Annotated in this window: 17 protein-coding genes; 7 read left to right on the top strand and 10 right to left on the bottom strand. The window is 70.1% G+C overall.

What is annotated here, in order from left to right:
* Positions 1-77 precede the first annotated feature (77 nt).
* Positions 78-998, bottom strand: a complete 921-nt coding sequence (locus KZ829_RS40920) for an NADP-dependent oxidoreductase (RefSeq protein WP_220149216.1) — start codon at positions 996-998, stop codon at positions 78-80.
* A gap of 133 nt (positions 999-1,131) precedes the next feature.
* Here KZ829_RS40920 and KZ829_RS40915 point away from each other — a divergent pair, with 133 nt between their 5' ends.
* Positions 1,132-2,049 carry a helix-turn-helix transcriptional regulator gene (locus tag KZ829_RS40915; protein ID WP_246637101.1) on the top strand — a complete coding sequence of 306 codons (918 nt, stop codon included), beginning with the start codon at positions 1,132-1,134 and terminating at the stop codon, positions 2,047-2,049.
* A 56-nt stretch (positions 2,050-2,105) separates the two neighbouring features.
* Here the strand turns inward: KZ829_RS40915 and KZ829_RS40910 are convergent, their stop codons facing one another.
* Positions 2,106-3,161, bottom strand: a complete 1,056-nt coding sequence (locus KZ829_RS40910) for an aldo/keto reductase (protein ID WP_246637100.1) — start codon at positions 3,159-3,161, stop codon at positions 2,106-2,108.
* 102 nt (positions 3,162-3,263) lie between these two features.
* On the opposite strand from KZ829_RS40910, the gene KZ829_RS40905 reads away from it, so the two are divergent.
* Positions 3,264-4,121, top strand: coding sequence for a helix-turn-helix transcriptional regulator (locus KZ829_RS40905; RefSeq protein ID WP_220149214.1), 858 nt, complete (start codon positions 3,264-3,266; stop codon positions 4,119-4,121).
* A gap of 234 nt (positions 4,122-4,355) precedes the next feature.
* Entirely contained in the window at positions 4,356-6,689 is a 2,334-nt protein-coding gene (locus tag KZ829_RS40900) for an ATP-dependent Clp protease ATP-binding subunit (RefSeq protein ID WP_220149241.1), read from the top strand.
* Here the strand turns inward: KZ829_RS40900 and KZ829_RS40895 are convergent.
* Positions 6,660-7,550, bottom strand: a complete 891-nt coding sequence (locus KZ829_RS40895) for a hypothetical protein (protein ID WP_220149213.1) — start codon at positions 7,548-7,550, stop codon at positions 6,660-6,662. The two genes, KZ829_RS40900 and KZ829_RS40895, sit on opposite strands and share 30 nt — an antisense overlap.
* Positions 7,551-7,916: 366 nt before the next feature.
* Here KZ829_RS40895 and KZ829_RS40890 point away from each other — a divergent pair, with 366 nt between their 5' ends.
* From KZ829_RS40890 to KZ829_RS40880, 4 genes are all read left to right on the top strand, one after another.
* Positions 7,917-8,258 (top strand): hypothetical protein, encoded by a 342-nt coding sequence (locus KZ829_RS40890; RefSeq protein ID WP_220149212.1) that lies wholly within the window; start codon positions 7,917-7,919, stop codon positions 8,256-8,258.
* Between the two features lie 291 nt (positions 8,259-8,549).
* Positions 8,550-9,617, top strand: coding sequence for a rhamnogalacturonan acetylesterase (locus KZ829_RS40885; RefSeq protein WP_220149211.1), 1,068 nt, complete (start codon positions 8,550-8,552; stop codon positions 9,615-9,617).
* Positions 9,618-9,827: 210 nt separating this feature from the next.
* Positions 9,828-10,178: a beta-galactosidase gene (locus KZ829_RS43705; RefSeq protein WP_308285872.1), complete on the top strand. Its 351-nt coding sequence runs from the start codon at positions 9,828-9,830 to the stop codon at positions 10,176-10,178.
* On the top strand, positions 10,109-10,729 hold the full coding sequence (locus KZ829_RS40880) for a beta-galactosidase trimerization domain-containing protein (RefSeq protein WP_246637102.1): 621 nt from the start codon (positions 10,109-10,111) through the stop codon (positions 10,727-10,729). Before KZ829_RS43705 ends, KZ829_RS40880 begins: the two co-directional genes overlap by 70 nt.
* A gap of 4 nt (positions 10,730-10,733) precedes the next feature.
* On the opposite strand, the gene KZ829_RS40875 is transcribed toward KZ829_RS40880, so the two are convergent.
* From KZ829_RS40875 to KZ829_RS40845, 7 genes are all read right to left on the bottom strand, one after another.
* Entirely contained in the window at positions 10,734-11,048 is a 315-nt protein-coding gene (locus KZ829_RS40875) for a hypothetical protein (protein ID WP_220149209.1), read from the bottom strand.
* Positions 11,049-11,111: 63 nt separating this feature from the next.
* The gene (gene bfr, locus KZ829_RS40870; RefSeq protein ID WP_183226659.1) at positions 11,112-11,594 is read right to left on the bottom strand and encodes a bacterioferritin; all 483 of its coding nucleotides are present in this window, start codon (positions 11,592-11,594) and stop codon (positions 11,112-11,114) included.
* A 54-nt stretch (positions 11,595-11,648) separates the two neighbouring features.
* The gene (locus tag KZ829_RS40865) at positions 11,649-11,837 is read right to left on the bottom strand and encodes a (2Fe-2S)-binding protein (RefSeq protein WP_220149208.1); all 189 of its coding nucleotides are present in this window, start codon (positions 11,835-11,837) and stop codon (positions 11,649-11,651) included.
* A 304-nt stretch (positions 11,838-12,141) separates the two neighbouring features.
* Positions 12,142-12,888, bottom strand: coding sequence for a maleylpyruvate isomerase family mycothiol-dependent enzyme (locus KZ829_RS40860; protein WP_220149207.1), 747 nt, complete (start codon positions 12,886-12,888; stop codon positions 12,142-12,144).
* A complete protein-coding gene (locus tag KZ829_RS40855; protein ID WP_220149206.1) occupies positions 12,881-13,552 on the bottom strand; it encodes a ribonuclease FAU-1 family protein in 672 nt (223 codons plus the stop codon). Before KZ829_RS40855 ends, KZ829_RS40860 begins: the two co-directional genes overlap by 8 nt.
* Positions 13,553-13,616: 64 nt before the next feature.
* A complete protein-coding gene (locus KZ829_RS44335) occupies positions 13,617-15,818 on the bottom strand; it encodes a rhamnogalacturonan lyase (RefSeq protein ID WP_220149205.1) in 2,202 nt (733 codons plus the stop codon).
* A 36-nt stretch (positions 15,819-15,854) separates the two neighbouring features.
* On the bottom strand, positions 15,855-17,168 hold the full coding sequence (locus tag KZ829_RS40845) for an ABC transporter substrate-binding protein (protein ID WP_220149204.1): 1,314 nt from the start codon (positions 17,166-17,168) through the stop codon (positions 15,855-15,857).
* Positions 17,169-17,303 lie beyond the last annotated feature (135 nt).

The following is a 17,303-nucleotide window of genomic DNA, read 5'->3' as shown; positions in this document are numbered from 1 at the left end:
AGCGTAGAGAGCCGTAACGGTACGAAATCGGCATCCTTGTCAGCTTCCGTGAGCATTCCCGCTGCTGTTGTTCACCCTCACGGGGTCAGGACGAGCTTGCCGAGGGTGTGGCGGCGCTCCAGGTGCCGGTAGGCGTCGGCGACCCGGTCCAGCGGGTAGGCCGCCTCCACCGGAAGGTCCAGGCCGCCCCGGGCGTGCCGGGCGGCCAGGTCGGCGAGCACCTCGGGCACGGACACGTGATTGCTGCCTCGCGCGTGGATGCCGTGCTCCCGGGCGGCCGCGAAATCGGCCAGCGTGTTGATCCGCTCGGGACGCACACCCAGGGACAGGGCCAGCTCGACGTAGGGCGCGCCGAACGCGTCGATGAACGCGTCGACCCGACCGCCGGAGGTCTCCTTGATCCGCTGCTCGACATCGTCGCCGTACGCGACCGGGACGATGCCGTGGTCGCGCAGCCAGTCGTGGTGCGCCGGCCCGGCCAGGCCGATCACGGTCGCGCCGGTGGACCTGGCCAGTTGGGTCGCGAGGGAGCCGACGCCGCCGGCCGCCCCCGCCACCACGACGGTGTCACCGGAAGCAGGGGCCACCGCGTGGACCGCGGCGTAGGCGGCGGCGCCCGCGGTGGGCAGAGCGCCCGCCACCTCCCAAGGGACCCCGGCCGGACGGGCGGCGAGCCGGGCGGCCGGCACGATCACGTGCTCAGCATGCGTACCGGGAGCGGAGGTGAGGCCGATCACCTCGTCGCCGGCGGCGAAGCCGGTGACCCCGGCCCCGACGAACCTGACGACACCGGCCACGTCCCTGCCCTGCCGGGCCGGGAAGGTGGTCGGATAGACCGCCTCGAGGAACCCGCCGCGGATGGCGGACTCGACCGGGTTCAGACCCGCGGCACGGACCTCCACCAGCACCTCGCCCTCGCCGGGGTCGCCCGGCTCGGCGGTGATCACCTCGAGGACGTCGACTTCGCCGAATCGGGTGAAGCTGACAACTCGTGACATCGGGCCGCTCCTTCGTGTGGATGTCGGGGACGGCTCGACTCTGGCAGCGTGCGGGCGGGCTGAGAATCGGATCGCCCTGCCTAGGACCAGCGATCCATGGCTATGGCTGAGGCCGCGCGGGATGATGGCCGGCATGGATCGCCGTGAACTCGCCGACTTCCTTCGCCGTAGCAGGGAGCGGCTCAAACCCTCCGATGTGGGCCTGACCGACGGCGGCCGCCGGCGCACGCCAGGGCTGCGCCGCGAGGAGGTGGCGATGCTCGCCGCGATGTCCGCCGACTACTACATGCGCCTCGAACAGGCACGCGGCCCACAGCCGTCGACGCAGGTGCTGGCCCCGCTGGCCCGCGCGTTGCGATTGTCCGAGGACGAGCGTGACCACCTCTACCTGCTCGCCGGTCACCGCCCACCCGCCGGGCGGCAGGCGGGCGATCGCATCCGGCCCGGTCTGCTGTTCCTGCTCGACCGGCTCGTCGACACCCCGGCGCAGATCCTCACCGACATCGGCGACCTGCTGGAGCAGAACAACCTGGCTGAGGCGCTGTTCGGAGGTGTCTGCCCGACTCGGCAGGAGGACCGCAACATCGTCTGGCGGTGGTTCACCGACCCCGCCCACCGGGAGGAGTACCCTCCGGAGGACCGCGACCACTGGAGCCGGGTGCACGCCGCCGATCTGCGCGCCGCCGCGGCCCGTCGTGGCGATGACCCGGTGGTGTCCGACCTGGTGCGGCGGCTGCGGCAGGTCAGCGCCGAGTTCGACGAGCTGTGGCGGCGGCACGAGGTCGGGGTGCGGCGTACCGGTCGGCTGCGGCTGAAACACCCGAGCGTCGGGCTGATCGACCTCGAGTGCGAGCAGTTGCTGTCCCCGGCGGAGGACCAGCACCTGATGCTCTACACCGCCCAGCCGGGCAGCCGCAACTTCGAGCAGCTGCGCCTGCTTCGCGTGCTCGGAGGTGAGCGCTTCGTTTCAGCCGCCGGCCCGGACCAGCCCGGCGGGAGCGTCGCGGCCGTGCACGGCCAGGCGGTCGCGTGGCTCGGCGGGACGGGGTAGCCGTGCCCACGGCCGCCGACCGCGGGCCGGTCACGGTCAGGGAGAGCTGGTCGCGGTCAGGGCCGGCTGGGGCCGGAGCCCGCCCCGGCTGTGACGATCGCGGCCCCCACCTCGTCCAGGTCGGCGTCGGTCAGGGCGAGACCCGCAGCGGGGAGCCATCCGGCGATCTGCGCCGGGCGCCGGGCGCCGACGATCGCGCCGGTCACCCCGGGCCAGGCCAGCGTCCAGGCGACGGCCGCCGCCGCCACCGGCACGCCGTGCCGGGCGGCCACCCGCCGCAGGGCCTCGACCACCAGCAGGTTGCGGTCCAGGCGTGCGGTGAAGTCGGGATGCCCGCGCCGCCAGTCGTTCTCCGGCAGCGCCGCCACCCGCACCGCGTCGAAGGCGCCGGTCAGCAGACCGGAGTGCATCGGCTGGTAGACGATGACCCCGGTGCCGTGGCCGGCCGCCCAGGTGATCTCGTCGGCCGACTGCCGGGCCAGCGCCGAGAAGGGCGGCTGGATCGCGTCGACGTGCGCCACCTTCTCGGCCCGTCGCAGGTCGTCGACGCCGTGGTTGGAGAGGCCGATGGCCCGGACCTTGCCCTCCTGCCGCAGGTCGGCCATGGTCTGCCAGTAATCCTCCAGCGGGGTGACATCGACCGGCTCGGAGCCGGGATCGTCGCCGAAGGCCAGCAGCCGGCCGTCGCCGGGCCAGTGCACCTGGTAGAGGTCGATGTGGTCGACGCCGAGCCGGAGCAGCGAATCCTCCAGCTCACGGCGCACACTCGCGGCGGTCATCAGCTTGCGCGGGGGCATGTGGCGCTGCCGCGGATCGTCCCAGACCAGGCCGGCCTTGGTGAACAGATAGGGACGATCGTTCTCCGGAAGGCCGGCCACGGCCCGGCCGACGATCCGCTCGGAGTGGCCCAGCCCGTAGGCGGCCGCGGTGTCGATCCAGTTCACCCCGGACTCGACGGCCCGGTGGATGGTGGCGATCGAGTCGGCGTCGTCCTGCGGGCCCCAGGCGTACTCCCAGTCGCTGCCGCCCATCACCCAGGCCCCGAGGCCGGTGGCGGACAATTCCATCCCGGTGGCGCCGAGCGGACGGGTGGGCACAGTGGAATCGGTCATGCCGGTAACCCTCGCCCAGACCAGGGAGCACAGCCAGGAGCGTGCGCTGCCTAGGCACGGCATGACCAGGCAACGCCCGCGCCCGCGCGGAATACTGGCGGCATGACCTTGGAACGGCGTACCGAGTTGGGTGAGTTCCTCCGGTCCCGGCGTGCCCGCTTGAGCCCGGACGAGCTCGGTCTGCCCCGCGACAGCGGTCAGCGCCGGGTCCCGGGTCTGCGGCGGGAGGAGCTGGCCCGGCTCGCCGGGGTCAGCGTCGACCATTACGTCCGCCTCGAACAGGGCCGCAGCCTGCACTTCTCCGCGGCCGTGCTGGACGCGGTCGCCCGTGCCCTGCGCCTCGACCCGCTGGAGCGCGACCACCTCTACCGGCTGGCCCGGCCGAACACCGATCCGGGACCGGCCCGGCCCGAGCGGGTCCGGCCGGGGCTGCTGCGGCTGCTGGCGTCGGTGCCGGATGTCCCGGCCTACATCATCGGCCGTGACACCGACGTGCTGGCCTGGAACGATCTCGCCGCCGCCCTGCTCACCGACTTCGGAGCCCTCGACCCCGGCCAGCGCAACCTGGCCCGGCTGATCGTTCTCGACGAGGGCATGCGCACCCTCTACGCCGACTGGCCCGCCAAACTCCGCGATGTCACTTCCTACCTGCGGTTCGGCGGGGCGAGGCACCTGGACGACCCGAAGACCCGGGCGCTGGTCGACGAGCTCTGCGCGGCCAGCCCCGACTTCCGCGCGGCCTGGACCGCGCACGACATCAAAGACAAGACCCATGGCGTGTACGCCTACCGGCACCCGATCGTCGGCGAACTGAAACTGGGATACGAGACGCTGCGGCTGCCCGACGACCCGGACCAGGCACTGGTCGTCCACACCGTGGAGGACGGCTCGCCCTCGCAGACCGCGCTGCGGTTGCTCGCCGCGTGGGCCACCGAGCCGGCCCGCCCACCGGCACGTTGAGGCCCACATCAGACGGCCGGTGACCGTCGTCCCTGGAATGGGGGGAGGCAGGAAGCGCGCCGGGCCGCTAGGATCGTGATGGGCGGAGCGCCCGCCCGAGCCTCGTGTGGCTGCCCACGTCGACCATGGATGTGGCCAAGAGTCTTCGACTCAGCGCGTTCTGTTCCGCTGCGGTGCGCTGATGTGCCGTCCGTCTTGCGGGTGACGTGGGTGCCCGTCGAGGGCGTGATGGTCATGTTCGAAAGATTCACCGACCGGGCTCGTCGGGTTGTCGTCTTCGCGCAGGAAGAGGCGCGGATGCTCAACCACAACCACATCGGCACGGAACATCTCCTGCTGGGTCTGATCCGTCAGGGCGAGGGCGTCGCCGCGATGGTCCTGGAGCGTCTCGGTGTCTCGCTGGAGGCGGTGCGGCAGCAGGTCGAGGAGGTCATCGGCCAGAACCAGGAGCCATCGGGTGGGCACATCCCGTTCACCCCGCGGGCCAAGAAGGTTCTGGGGACGTCGCTGCGGGAGGCGCTGCAACTCGGCCACAACTACATCGGCACCGAGCATCTCCTGCTCGGGCTGATCCGTGAGGGCGACGGCGTGGCGGCCCAGGTGCTGGCCAGGATGGGCGCCGACCGTGATCAGGTGCGCCGGCAGGTCGTCCAGTCGGTGACCGGAGCCGGTTTCGGCCGCGAGTCAGAGGAGGGCCGGCCGCCGGCCGTCGCGGCGGTGTCGCCGATTCTGGACCAGTTCGGGCGCAACCTGACCCAGGAGGCCCGGGACGGCAAGCTCGACCCGGTCATCGGGCGGGAGAGCGAGATCGAGCGGGTCATGCAGGTGCTGTCCCGCCGGCGGAAGAACAATCCGGTCCTGATCGGCGAGCCGGGGGTCGGCAAGACCGCCGTGGTGGAGGGCCTGTCGCAGTCGATCGTCAAGGGCGAGGTGCCCGAGACACTGAGGGACAAGCAGTTGTACACGCTGGATCTCGGCGCGCTGGTGGCCGGATCCCGCTATCGCGGTGACTTCGAGGAGCGCTTGAAGAAGGTGCTCAAGGAGACCCGGGTGCGCGGCGACGTCATCCTGTTCATCGACGAGATCCACAATCTGGTGGGTGCGGGCGCCGCTGAGGGCGCGATCGACGCCGCCTCGATCCTGAAACCGATGCTGGCCCGCGGCGAGTTGCAGACCGTCGGGGCGACGACCAGCGACGAGTGGCGAAAGTATGTGGGGAAGGACGGGGCGCTGGAGCGGCGTTTCCAGCCTATCGTGGTGGGTGAGCCGTCCCTGGCGCACACCATCGGGATCCTCAAGGGTCTGCGCGCCCGCTATGAGGCCCATCATCGGGTCACCTTCACCGACGCGGCGCTGGTCGCGGCCGCGACGCTGGCCGACCGGTACATCTCGGACCGGTTCCTGCCGGACAAGGCGATCGACCTGATCGACGAGGCCGGCGCCCGGATGCGGATCCGCCGGTTGAGCACAGCACCCGAGCGGCTCGGCTTCCAGGACGTGGTGTCCGAGATCGATGACGAGCAGATCGCCGAGGTGCTGGGCAACTGGACCGGCATCCCGGTCCACCGGCTGACCGAGGAGGAGACGACCCGCCTGCTGCGCATGGAGGACGAGCTGCACAAGCGCGTCATCGGCCAGGACGAGCCGGTGCAGGCCGTCTCGAGGGCGATCCGGCGGACCCGGGCCGGATTGAAGGATCCGAAGCGGCCCTCCGGTTCGTTCATCTTCGCGGGCCCGTCCGGTGTCGGTAAGACGGAGCTGTCCAAGGCGCTGGCGGAGTTCCTGTTCGGTTCCGAGGACGCGCTGATCCAGCTGGACATGTCCGAGTTCCACGACCGGTACACGGTGTCCCGTCTGGTCGGTGCGCCTCCCGGTTACGTGGGTTACGACGAGGGTGGTCAGCTGACCGAGAAGGTGCGGCGTAAGCCGTTCTCGGTGGTGCTGTTCGACGAGATCGAGAAGGCGCACCCGGATGTGTTCAACACGCTTCTGCAGATCCTGGAGGACGGTCGGCTGACCGATGGTCAGGGCCGGATCGTGGACTTCAAGAACACGGTCATCATCCTGACCACGAACCTCGGCACGCGGGATGTGGCGAAGGCGGTGTCGCTGGGCTTCCAGGCGTCGGAGGCCGAGGAGTCGTCGTACGAGCGGATGAAGATCAAGGTCAACGACGAGCTGAAGCAGCACTTCCGCCCGGAGTTCCTGAACCGTATCGATGACACGATCGTCTTCCACCAGCTGCGGGAGAAGGAGATCCTCCAGATCGTCGACATCTTCACGGCGCGGATCGAGGGTCAGCTCAGGAACAAGGACATGGGTCTGGAGCTGACCGACGACGCCAAGAAGTATCTGGCGGCCAAGGGCTTCGACCCGGTGCTCGGCGCCCGTCCGCTGCGCCGGACCATCCAGCGCGAGCTGGAGGACACGCTGTCCGAGCAGATCCTCTTCAACGAGCTGCGCCCCGGCCAGATCGTCGTCGTGGACTGCGACGACGATCGGGCCGGGCTCGTCTTCCGCAGCGCGGCCCCCATCGAGTCAGTGGGGGAGGAGCTCCTGCCCGGCTAACACCACCAGGTCGTGGGGCGCCATCGTCAGCGTGTGGCCGGACCGCTCCCGGCGGACCCGGTAGGCCACCGGCGGACCGGCGGCGCCCCACAACGCGCCGACGATCATGGCACGCAGCCCCTGGTAGGGCCCGGTCAGCAGCCGGACCCGGGTGCCGGGGGCGTGGCCGTCGTCGGCAACCATCAGCACCGCGTCGAGCGTCTGCGCCACACCGGTGACCGGCGCCTCCTGGCGGGCCGCCCACAGGACCTGGCTCAGCGCGGCCAGCCGGATGCCGACCTGCCGCATGTGCCAGTCGGCGCCGTCACGACTGGCGGCCACCGCGTGCTCCAGGACCGGCCACAGCTCGCCCGGCTCCCGGTCGAGCAGCGCCCGGGCCGCCCGGTCCAGAGCGGCGCACTCCATGTCGACAGTGGTCTCCTCGCCCATCTCGGCCACCCAGGCCAGGAAACCGGGCTCCGGCAACAGCGCCGGCGACTCGAAGACGACCGCCATGTACAGCATCGACAGCAGTTCAGCGCGGTCCTCGCCGTAGTAGAGCGACCCGGTCGACGGGAACCGCTCGACCAGATGCTGTGCCCGGCCGTCCGGCAGCAACGCGGCCCGCCGGCTGTCGGCCAGCCGCTCCTCGAAAGCCCACCGGGCGCGGGCCTCGATGAGACGCTGCCGCTGCTCGTCACCGGTGAACGGATAGATCGTGCGGCCGCTGCCGGCCACGGTCTCGCCCGGTCGCAGGCCGGGCGCCTCGAGCTGGCGGGCGGCCACCGAATACCGCACACCGGTCAGGGCGGCCTGGGCACGGATGGCCCGTTTGCGGGCCCGGCCCTGCCGGGGAGTCCGCCGGGGATGCTTCTCAACCATGGTCGTCTCCGGAGCAGTCCCACGCCCTGCACGGACGGGCGACTTAACGGCGCCGGGGCAGGATCGAACGGCGCTGAGTCGCGGACTCTTGGCCCTTGATGGGCGACCGGGCGTGGGCCGGCCACCGGTGGGCTCGGGCGGGCGCACCGCCTGCCATGAATCATATCTACGCCCGTCCGGTGCCGCCGCCCCGCGCCGCCGTTCCGCATACCCCGTGCTGGCGTTCCACGCGTCTCCGACGCCTGTTTCCTGGTTGTGGGTGGCCGCGATGTCAAGCCGCGCATTCGGATGGCTGCGACATCGCCCCGACTCGCCCGGCGATCTTGGGCGATTGTAGTTTCGGGCCGATCCTGATTCCTGGTTGCCATGCGACGGTCGATCATCGTCCATGATCTATTCTGCTGGAAGGCCTCGGGTTGTCGGATGCGCCTGGATGGATGCGCCTGGACGGCCGTGATCGCGCAAGATCGCTCCGGTCGGCGACGATTGCTCAAGATCTACATCGATGTCGAGGGTCGCCGGCGATCCGGGGGCGTGTTTGCCGGCGTTGTTTGGGATTGCTCGAACGGCCGGCGCGGTGACCGGCCGAGTCTCGCGGCGAAGGCGGAGTGCGGCGGTGGTGAGACGACCGCGCCCCTGTTCGGCTATCGGACCGGTCCGGCGGACCGGGAGATCACCATCCTCTTCGCGACCCGGTTTCGGCGATGAGGTGGTCGCCTGGAGATCATGGACGAGGGCCCTGGAAGCGTGACCGTCCGGGTTCTCTACCGGTTGGATGCCGGCGATGACCCGAGTCCGTTGATCGGCGTCGAGCGCACGGTCAGCGGCGTGCTCGATCAGTCGCTCGATGGTCGGCGGGTCGTCGGCCAGGACAGTGTGGTGATCCCTCCAGGGTGGCCCGGGCCTGGGTGCATCTGTTGACGTACATCGATGTACCTGTTTGCATGGCAGGGCGATAAAACGATTCACTGCCTGCGTCATCCGTCAAGAGGAGAACCGGTGCGGAGATCACGATCGCTCGTCCTGGCACTGGCCGCCGTCACCGCTGTCGGCGGCGTTCCCGGCCCGGCCCACGCCGGCGGCCCGCGCGCCATCCCGGGGGAGTGTTCCGGCACCGCGCCGATCGTCTGCCACTTCGACGTCGCCCCTGGTGTGTACGACGTCTCGGTCGTCCTCGGCAACGCCGACGAGGCCGCCGTCACCGGAGTCCGGGCCGAGGCCCGCCGGATGATGCTCGGCGAGATCGCCACCGCGGCCGGCCGGTACGCCCACCGCTCCTTCGCCGTCGACGTCCGCGAACCCGAGGGTGAACCGACCAAGGTCACCTCCGGCACTCCCGGTCTGACGCTGACCTTCACCGGCTCCGCGCCGCGGGTCGAGCGGGTCACGGTGCGCCCGGCCCGCCGCCACGGCCCGACGCTGTTCCTGGCCGGCGACTCGACGGTCTGCGACCAGGACACCTTCCCCTACACCGGCTGGGGGCAGGCGATCCCGCAGCACCTGCGGCGGGGCGTGACCGTGGCGAACTACGCCGACTCCGGCGAGAGCACCGGGTCCTTCCTCGCCGAACCGCAGCTCTGGGCCGCGATGCTGCCGCGGGTCGGCCGGGGTGACGTGGTGCTGCTGCAATTCGGCCACAACGACAAGACCACGACCGCCGAGGGCTATCGCGCCAACCTCACCCGGATGATCACCGAGCTGCGTGCCCTGCATGCGAAGCCTGTGCTGGTGAGCCCGCCGGTGCGGCGCCGCTTCGACGGGACCGGGCATCTGGACGCGGTGGCCCGGCACACGAACGGTCTCGGCGTTGACCTGCCGGCGGAGATGGCCGCGGTCGCCGGTGAGCAGGCCGTGCCCTACATCGACCTGACCGCGGACAGCGCGGCGCTCGTCGAGGGCCTCGGCGTCGAGGGGTCCAAGCCGATCTACCTCTACAACGAACTTCGCGACAACACCCACTTCTCCGAGTACGGGGCCGACCAGATCGGTCTGCTGGTGCTCGCCCGGCTCGCGGAACTGCGCCTGTTGCCGCATGCCTCCTTGCGCGGGTCCGGCGCGTCCCTCTAGGGTTAAAACGTTTCATATAATGCGATCTCCGTCGAGGTCCCTGTGATCATCGCGGGGCAACCCGGCGCATCGTCTCGAGACGACGCAGCCGACACCACCGCCCCCGGTCCGCACGGCCCGGTGCCCCTCCGGAGAGGGTCGCAAGGGTTGAGCGGGTCACGAGGGTCGGGTGAACAGCAAGGGTTGATCGGGTCGCAAGGGTTGAGCCGGGTGCGAGGGCTGAGCGAGCCGCGATGGTTGCGCCGCGACGGCCCGCGCCGGATCGAGTACGGCGCCGACTACAACCCCGAGCAGTGGCCGCGCGACGTGTGGAAAGACGACGTGGACGCGATGCGCGAGGCCGGCGTCACCATCGTCTCGCTCGGTATCTTCTCGTGGGCCCACCTGGAACCCGTCAGCGGCGAGTACGACTTCGGCTGGCTCGACGAGATCATGGATCTGACCGGGAGTCCTGGTGGGCCGCCGAGCAGGACTCCCACCCCAGCTCCCGGCTGCGGTACCGGCAGGAGGCGCTGGACTGGTACACGGCCTTCCTCGACCAAGGTGTGCGCGCCGACGTGATCCCGGTGTGGACCGACCTGCCCGGCTACGACCTGGTGGTGGCACCGATTCTGCACATGGTGCCGTCCGCCCTTCGGGACCGGCTCACGGCGTACGCCGAAGGTGGCGGGAACCTGGTGGCGACCTACTTCTCCGGCATCGTGGACGAGAACGACCACGTCTGGCTGGGCGGCTGTCCGGGCGCGCTGCGGGAGTTGCTGGGCATCCGGGTGGAAGAGTTCGAGCCGCGGCTCGACGACACGCTCCGGGCCGAGCGGGTGCACCTCACCGATCCGGCCACCGAGGTGCTGTTCCCCGAGGTCACCCGCCGTCCGGTGGGCGACGGCTCCGCGGCGTACGTATCGGCCCGTCTCGGCCCGGAGGGTCTCGCCCCGGTCCTGGCCGAACTGCTGGCCCGCGCCGGTGTCGAGCCGGAGCTTCCGCCCGGCCTGCGGGGAAAGGTGGAACTGGCGATCCGGGGCGGTGTCCGCTTCCACATCAACCGCACCGACTTCCCGCTGGTCATCGACGGCGCCGATCTGCCCGGCCGGGGCGTCCTCATCGTCGAGTGAGGTTTCAGGCTCGGCGGACGGCGTCCGCGAGGGTGTCGAGATTCGCGTCGTGGGTGCGCTCGTCGGTCAGGTCCACGCGGCCAGGAAGACCTGGAGGCCGCGACCGCGCATGTGCCGGGCGATCTGTTCGGCGAGCGCGGAGTCCTCCGGGCGTGGGAGAGGACGCGTCGTAGGGCCGGTTCGGCACATCGGCCTGGACAGTGGCGGGATCCTTGCGGACCGGCCGAAGCTTGCCGCGCACCGGGATGTAGTCGAAGTAGGCCGCGACCACGGCGACGACGATGGCGATGATGCCGACGACCACCCCGGCGATTTCCATGCGCCCACGGTAATGGCCGCCGCCCGGCCGCGTTCATGCTGACCCCGGGCGGCGGCCTGACGATCACGCCGGCTCGGGGTGCTCCGTGACGTTCTGGAGGTAGAGCTGCTCGCCCAGCTTCTCGATCAGACCGAGCTGGGTCTCCAGGTAGTCGACGTGGTGTTCCTCGTCAGCGAGGATGTCCTCGAAGATCCTGGCCGAGGTGACATCACCGATCGAGCGCATGTACTCCAGGCCGCGGCGCAGCCGGTCCACGGCCTCGACCTCGATCTTCATGTCGCACTCGAACTGTTCCTTGACCGACTCGCCGATCCGCAGCACGCCCAGCTTCTGGTAGTTGGGCAGGCCCTCGAGGAACAGGATCCGGTCGGTCAGGATCTCGGCGTGGCGCATCTCGTCGATGGACTCGTGCCGGGTGTGCTTCGCCAGCACACCATGTCCCCAGTTCTCCTGCATCTTGTAGTGCAGGAAGTACTGGTTGATCGCGGTGAGCTCCGCGGTGAGCTGCTCGTTCAGGAATTCGATGACGCGGGCGTCGCCTTGCATGCCAAATACCCCCAGTTATGGCTAACTGGGGTTAATCGTACGCGTCCCGTGACGCTAAGCGACCATGGGCAGGCGTGTGTCCGCGGATTCCTCCTTGATCAGCTCACAAATTCGGTCAAGACAGCTGCCGCAGCCCGTGCCGGCGCCGCAGGCGTCCCCGACCTCTTCCTCCGTCCTCGCACCGTCTTGGATGACAGCCCGGACCTCACGCTCGCGAACGTGGTAACAGATGCAGACGAACATCGAGCGCCGATCCTTCGAGAAGCCTAGCCTTACGTTGGTTAGGCTGCCCTAAAAATCGAAGACCTGCAAGATGAGGGCACCGAGTTTGGCCCTCCAGGGACTGTGATCAGAATCGGCCATTAACGCAGGTCACTCAGGGTGGCGCCGCCACGGTCGGGGCTCGTTCGCAACGCGGCCGTCCACCAGACGCGCACCGACACCACCGGAAGCGCCACCACGCGGGCGACCATGAACAGGTACGCGAACAGCCCGAGCCGGCGCGAGGTGAGGGTGAACCCGTCACCGCTGAGCCCGGCCGGATCGCTCAGGTGGCGGCGTAGTTTCGCAGGGCGTGCAGGGCCGTCTCGGCGTGCGGCCCGCGCGTCGTGAGCCCGGAGTCGGCCGGGGCCAGCCGCAGAGCCCCGACCCGGCAGAACGCCCCGGCCGGACCGGTGATCACCGACTCGGCCACCGGATCGCCGAACCGCCAGGTGGTGCCGTCGGGCGCGGTCAGCTCGCAGAACAGATCGGGGGCCGGTTGCCCGGCCAGACGGTACGCGTACGGCAGCGTGTGGAAGCCCAGCCAGGCGATGTGCCGCAGGCGCATGCTGTCCGGGTAGCCGATGCCGAGCGGCCCGGTGATGTCCAGGGCGTGCGCCCAGTGCTCGGCCAGCCGGGTGGTGGCCAGCGTCGGCGGCTTCAACGACGACGCCACCCACTGCACCGGCTGCTTCGGGTCGGCCGTCCGCAGCGCCGCGACCGATGCCCGCCGGGCGGCCCGCCACCGTGCGAACACCTCGGCGGGCGCGGCCGGCTCCGCCCGGACCAGCGCGTTCATGGCGTCGTCGACGTTGTCGCCGAGATCCCGCCAGCCGATGGCGTCCGGCGCGCCGCTCAGCGCGACCGGCACCGCCTCCTCGGTCTGGGCCAGGTGCAGCACGACGTCGGCGACGGTCCAGCCGGCGGCCGCCGACGGGGACAGCCAGTCGGCGGGCGTGAGCCGGGCCAGCACCGACTCCAGATGGTCGTGCTCGGCCGCGAGATCGTCGATCACGCCGGGACGGTTATTCATCCCGGCCACTGTACGGGCGGTCCCAGCCCGCCGGAAGCTCCGGTGACAGCGGCGGCCAGGCGGGATCCGGGCGGAAGCCGCACCACGTGCCGTCGAAAGGGAACGCGCCCGCCTCGACCAGCGCGATGACCTCCTTGCCGGCCCGGCGGACCCGGTCCTCGTCGTCCACCCAGTACGCCTCCGGCATCGTGAGCCGCTCGGCGAACAGCTCCTCGTCCTTCCAGGCCCAGCTGCGGTCCGGTTCGATCACCACGTCCAGATCCCAGTCGGCGGTGTCCAATCCGGCCAGCCCGCCGTCGCGCCAGAGGACCGACGGGGCCTCCAGGTTCGCGTACCACCGGTAGAAGGTGCCGTCCGGCCGGTAGAACCATCGGATCGAGTAGTCCCGCCCGCGTGGATGCCAGCTGAGCACCCCGTGGCCGACGGTGTGCGGCGCCGGGACCCGTCGGGTCGCCGACCACTCCGGCAGCGGGGTCTGCCCCATGCTCCGGCCGTCCGGCATGTTGGTGTGCCAGCCCCGCGTTCCGGCCGGCGCCCACAGCACGACCGCGTCGCCGCGCTCCTCGACCACCCGCAACGGGAACACCATCCCCACCTGATCCCGCTGGGCGTGCCGCAGGTAGACGGTCTCACCGGGCACGAACTCGACGTTCTCCTTCGACATGGGGTCGAGGCTATCGAGCCGCCGCCCGCGGACGGCCCGGACCGGGCCGCCCACGGCGGGTGGTTCAGCGACGGCCGGGCAGCGGCACCGTCGACCAGTCGGTGTCCGAGGCCAGATAGAAGCTCGGGTACGACGGCTGGTTGTACGTGGTCTGCTGGCGCGCCACCTCGACCCGGTACTGCGGGTCGTGCATGAGCGTGTACAGCTTGTGGTTCGTCACCTCGGTGCTCAGGTAGATCCGGATCGCCGAGGAGTCGGCGGTACGGACCAGCAGCTCCTCACGCCAGTCCCCGAGGATGTCGGCTACCAGGCTCGGGTTGCCCTTCGTCCCGTTGTTGGCGAGCGTCCCCTCGGCGGTCAGCAGACGGCCACGGTTCCAGTCGTCGATCGTCGGCGTGACGGTCTGCGCCCCGTTGACGATCTGCGTGGTGAGGTCGGCCGACCAGCGGATGCTCTGATTCGTACCGGGAATGGTGTTGGTCAGGATCTCGCCCTTGGCGCTGTGCAGGCCGAGCGCCTCGGACCCGCCGGGCATGCTCGCCCACGACTCGATGCCCCGGGTGCCGGGCAGCACGTCGCCGATCATGCCGCGGCCGGTGTCGCGCCCGGAGTAGGTGCCGAAGAGCACCTCGCCGGTGGCCGCGTCGCGCATCGCCATGCCGTAGGGCGCCGACGTCGCGCCCTCGTGCACCGTGAAGATCTCCGGGCCGGGCCGGTCCGGATCGATGTCGGTCACGTGCATCGCGTCACCGTGGCCGAGTCGCGCCTGCCCGCCGGCCGGAAGCGTGCCGAACGACGAGTAAAGGACGTCACCGTCGTGGTCGATCGTGGCGGAGCCGTAGACGATCTCCTGCTTTCCGTCGAGGTCGACGTCGGCGGCGCTGAGCGAGTGGAAGCCCTGCGTGGTGAGCGTGCCGTACTCGGGATCGGTGCCGTCCCGGCCGTGCGGCGAGTCGTTGAACGGGTTCGTCATCGGCGTCCAGCCGGAGTCGACGTACCAGTTCTCGACCAGCCGCCGCCCGTTCCAGTGGTAGGCGACCAGCGTGGTGCGGGTGTAGTAGCCGCGGGCGAACACCGCCGACGGCCGTTTCCCGTCGAGGTAGGCCACTCCGGACAGGAACCGGTCGACCCGGTTGCCCGGCTCGATCCGCGCCATCGCGTAGTCGCCCCACATCAGGCCGTCGTCGTGGCGGCCCGGCTTGTAGTCGATGGTCTGCAGTTCCCGGCCGGTGGCCCCGTCGAACACGGTCAGGTACTCGGGCCCGTCGACGATGAAACCCTCGAAGGCGCGCAGGTTGTTGCGGGTGCTGCGGGACGGCGCGTAGACGTCCATGAAGTAGTCGGTCAGCGCCTCGGCGTCGGCCCGGCTGAGCGGGTACCGGTACCGCGGCTCGATGCCGAACGCCTGCTCCAGGGTGGCCGGCCAGTTCCCGGCGACCACCTCCGGATGCGCATGCCAGCCGAGGAACATGTCCACGATGTGCTGGTAGTAGTCGGCGGCGCTCATCCGGTGGTCCTCGGTGGGCGAGTGACCCGGCGTGGTGATGTAGCGTTCCCGGCCGTTGCGGATGGTCTTCGTGCCCGGCGCGGTCTTCATCATCATCTCGGCGCGGCCGTCGCCGTCGAAGTCGTAGACCAGGAACTGCGTGTAGTGCGCTCCGGCCCGGATGTTCACGCCCAGGTCGATGCGGTGCAGCAGGGTGCCGTCGGCCTTGTACGTGTCGACGTAGACCGGCCCGGTCCAGCCGACCTGGGACACGTCTTTCGAGTTGGACGGGTCCCACTTGACGATGTATTCGTACTTCCCGTCACCGTCCACGTCGCCGACGCTCATGTCGTTGGCCGAATACGTGTAGGTCTCCCCGGCGGGCGTCACGCCGTCCGCCGGCTTCCGCAACGGCAGGTCACGGTAGTTGGTGGCCCACGGTGTGGTGGTGGCGCCCGCGACCCGGTACTTCGAGGTCGCGGTGCCATCCTTGTCCAAGTAGTTGGTGCTGTCGGTGACGGTGGCGATTTTCCGGCCGTCGCGGTAGACGTCGAAGTTCCGGCCGGTCAGCCCGGTCGGCGAGGAACCGGTGGCCTCGGTGCCGAGCAGCCGCCAGCTCAGGAAGACGCCTTCGCCGGTCGTGGCGGCCACCAGGCCGCGGTCCAGGCGTTCCAGCTGCGGTCCGCGCGGCGGGTGCGCCGCGGCGGACGAGGGGATGGCGGCGGCCAGGAGCACGGCCGCCGTGCAGGCTTTCAACAACTTTCCGGTACGAGCGTCCATGCTCTCTCCTGGAAATGGGGGATGAGGGGTGAGGCGTCAGGCCGCGTCGATCTCCGTCTGGAGCTCCTTGATGAAGGACTCGGCCGCGGCCTGCGGGGTCTGCCGCTCGAAGAGCACCTCTTCGGTGTGGCGCTTGAGGATCGCCTCGATGCCGCTGGCGCCGTTGGGGGTGACGCGCGGGGCGGCGCCGACCTTGATGGCGGCCAGGTACTCGGCTGCGGCCTTGTCGGTGTCGGCCAGCTTTCCGGTGATCGCCGACCGGACCGTGCTGTTCGAGGGCACACCGCGGTCGGTGAGCAGCACCTCGCCGGCCTCGGTGGTGTTCAGCAGGAAGTCGACGAACAGGGCGGCCTCGGCCGGGTGCTTCGACCGCGACGAGACCGACCAGAACATCGACGGCTTGTAGTACGGGCTCTCCGCGGCGGCGGCCTGGCCGTTGGTGGGCAGCTTGAGGAGCTTGAGCTGCTGGCCACTGGCCGCTGACAGCGAGGTGAGCTGGGTGTTCCACCAGGTGCCGAACGCGGAGGTGTTGGTGGCGGTGCCGGACTGGTCCAGTGACGCGCCGGCCCGCTCGACCGTCACCGACGGCGCCGGGGCGATGCCCTGCTTGGCGAGATCCAGCAGGTACTGCCAGTATCCGGCCAGCACGGCGGGCGGGATGGACACCTTGCCGGACGCGTCGTAGAGGGTGGCGCCGGCCTGGCGGGCCCAGATGTTCACGCCACCGGCGTCGAAGCCCCAGGACTGTACGCCGGTGACCTTGCCGCCGCTGGCCTTCGACACCTCGAGGCCGATGCGCTTGAGGTCGTCCCAGGTCCAGGTCGAGTCGTCGGGAACCGGGATCTTGTACTGCTCCAGCAGGGTGGTGTTGGCGACGATCGAGTACGCGGCCACGCCGGTCGGCACGGCGTACTGCTTCCCGTCGACCTTGCCGGTGTCGAGGGCCGCCGGGTCGATGCCGTCGGTCTTCAGGTGTTTCGTGGCGGTGCCGAGGTCGAGCAGGGCGCCGCGTTCGGCGTAGGAGGCGAGGTAGAGCTCGTCCATCTGGATGATGTCGGGGGCGTCGTTGGCGGCGACCGTGGTGGCGAGGCTGTCCCAGTAGCCGTTCCACTCCTTGAACTCACCGGAGACGGTGATGTTCGGGTACTTCTTCGTGAACATGTCGATGGCCTGCTGCGTCCGCTTGTGCCGGGCGTCCGATCCCCACCAGGTGAACCGCAGCTTCACCGCGTCCTTGGTGATCTCCCCGCCGGCGTCGCCACCGTCACCGCCACAGGCGGCCAGAGCGGACGCGGCGGCGGCGCCGGCACCGAGGGAGAGCAGGGTGCGCCGGGAAAGACCGTTATACATGGCGATTTCCTCCTGTTATTTGATTCCGGTGGTGGCTATGCCTTTGACCAGGTAGCGCTGGCCGAGTAGGAAGGCGAGGAAGATCGGGAGCAGGGAGACGACGCTCATCGCGAACATGGAGCCCCATGAGGTGGA

The sequence above is a fragment of the Actinoplanes hulinensis genome (assembly GCF_019429605.1).
Classification (GTDB): Bacteria; Actinomycetota; Actinomycetes; order Mycobacteriales; family Micromonosporaceae; genus Actinoplanes; species Actinoplanes campanulatus.
Note: the sequence above shows the minus strand (reverse complement) of the source record. Positions and strands in the feature narration are given on the sequence as shown.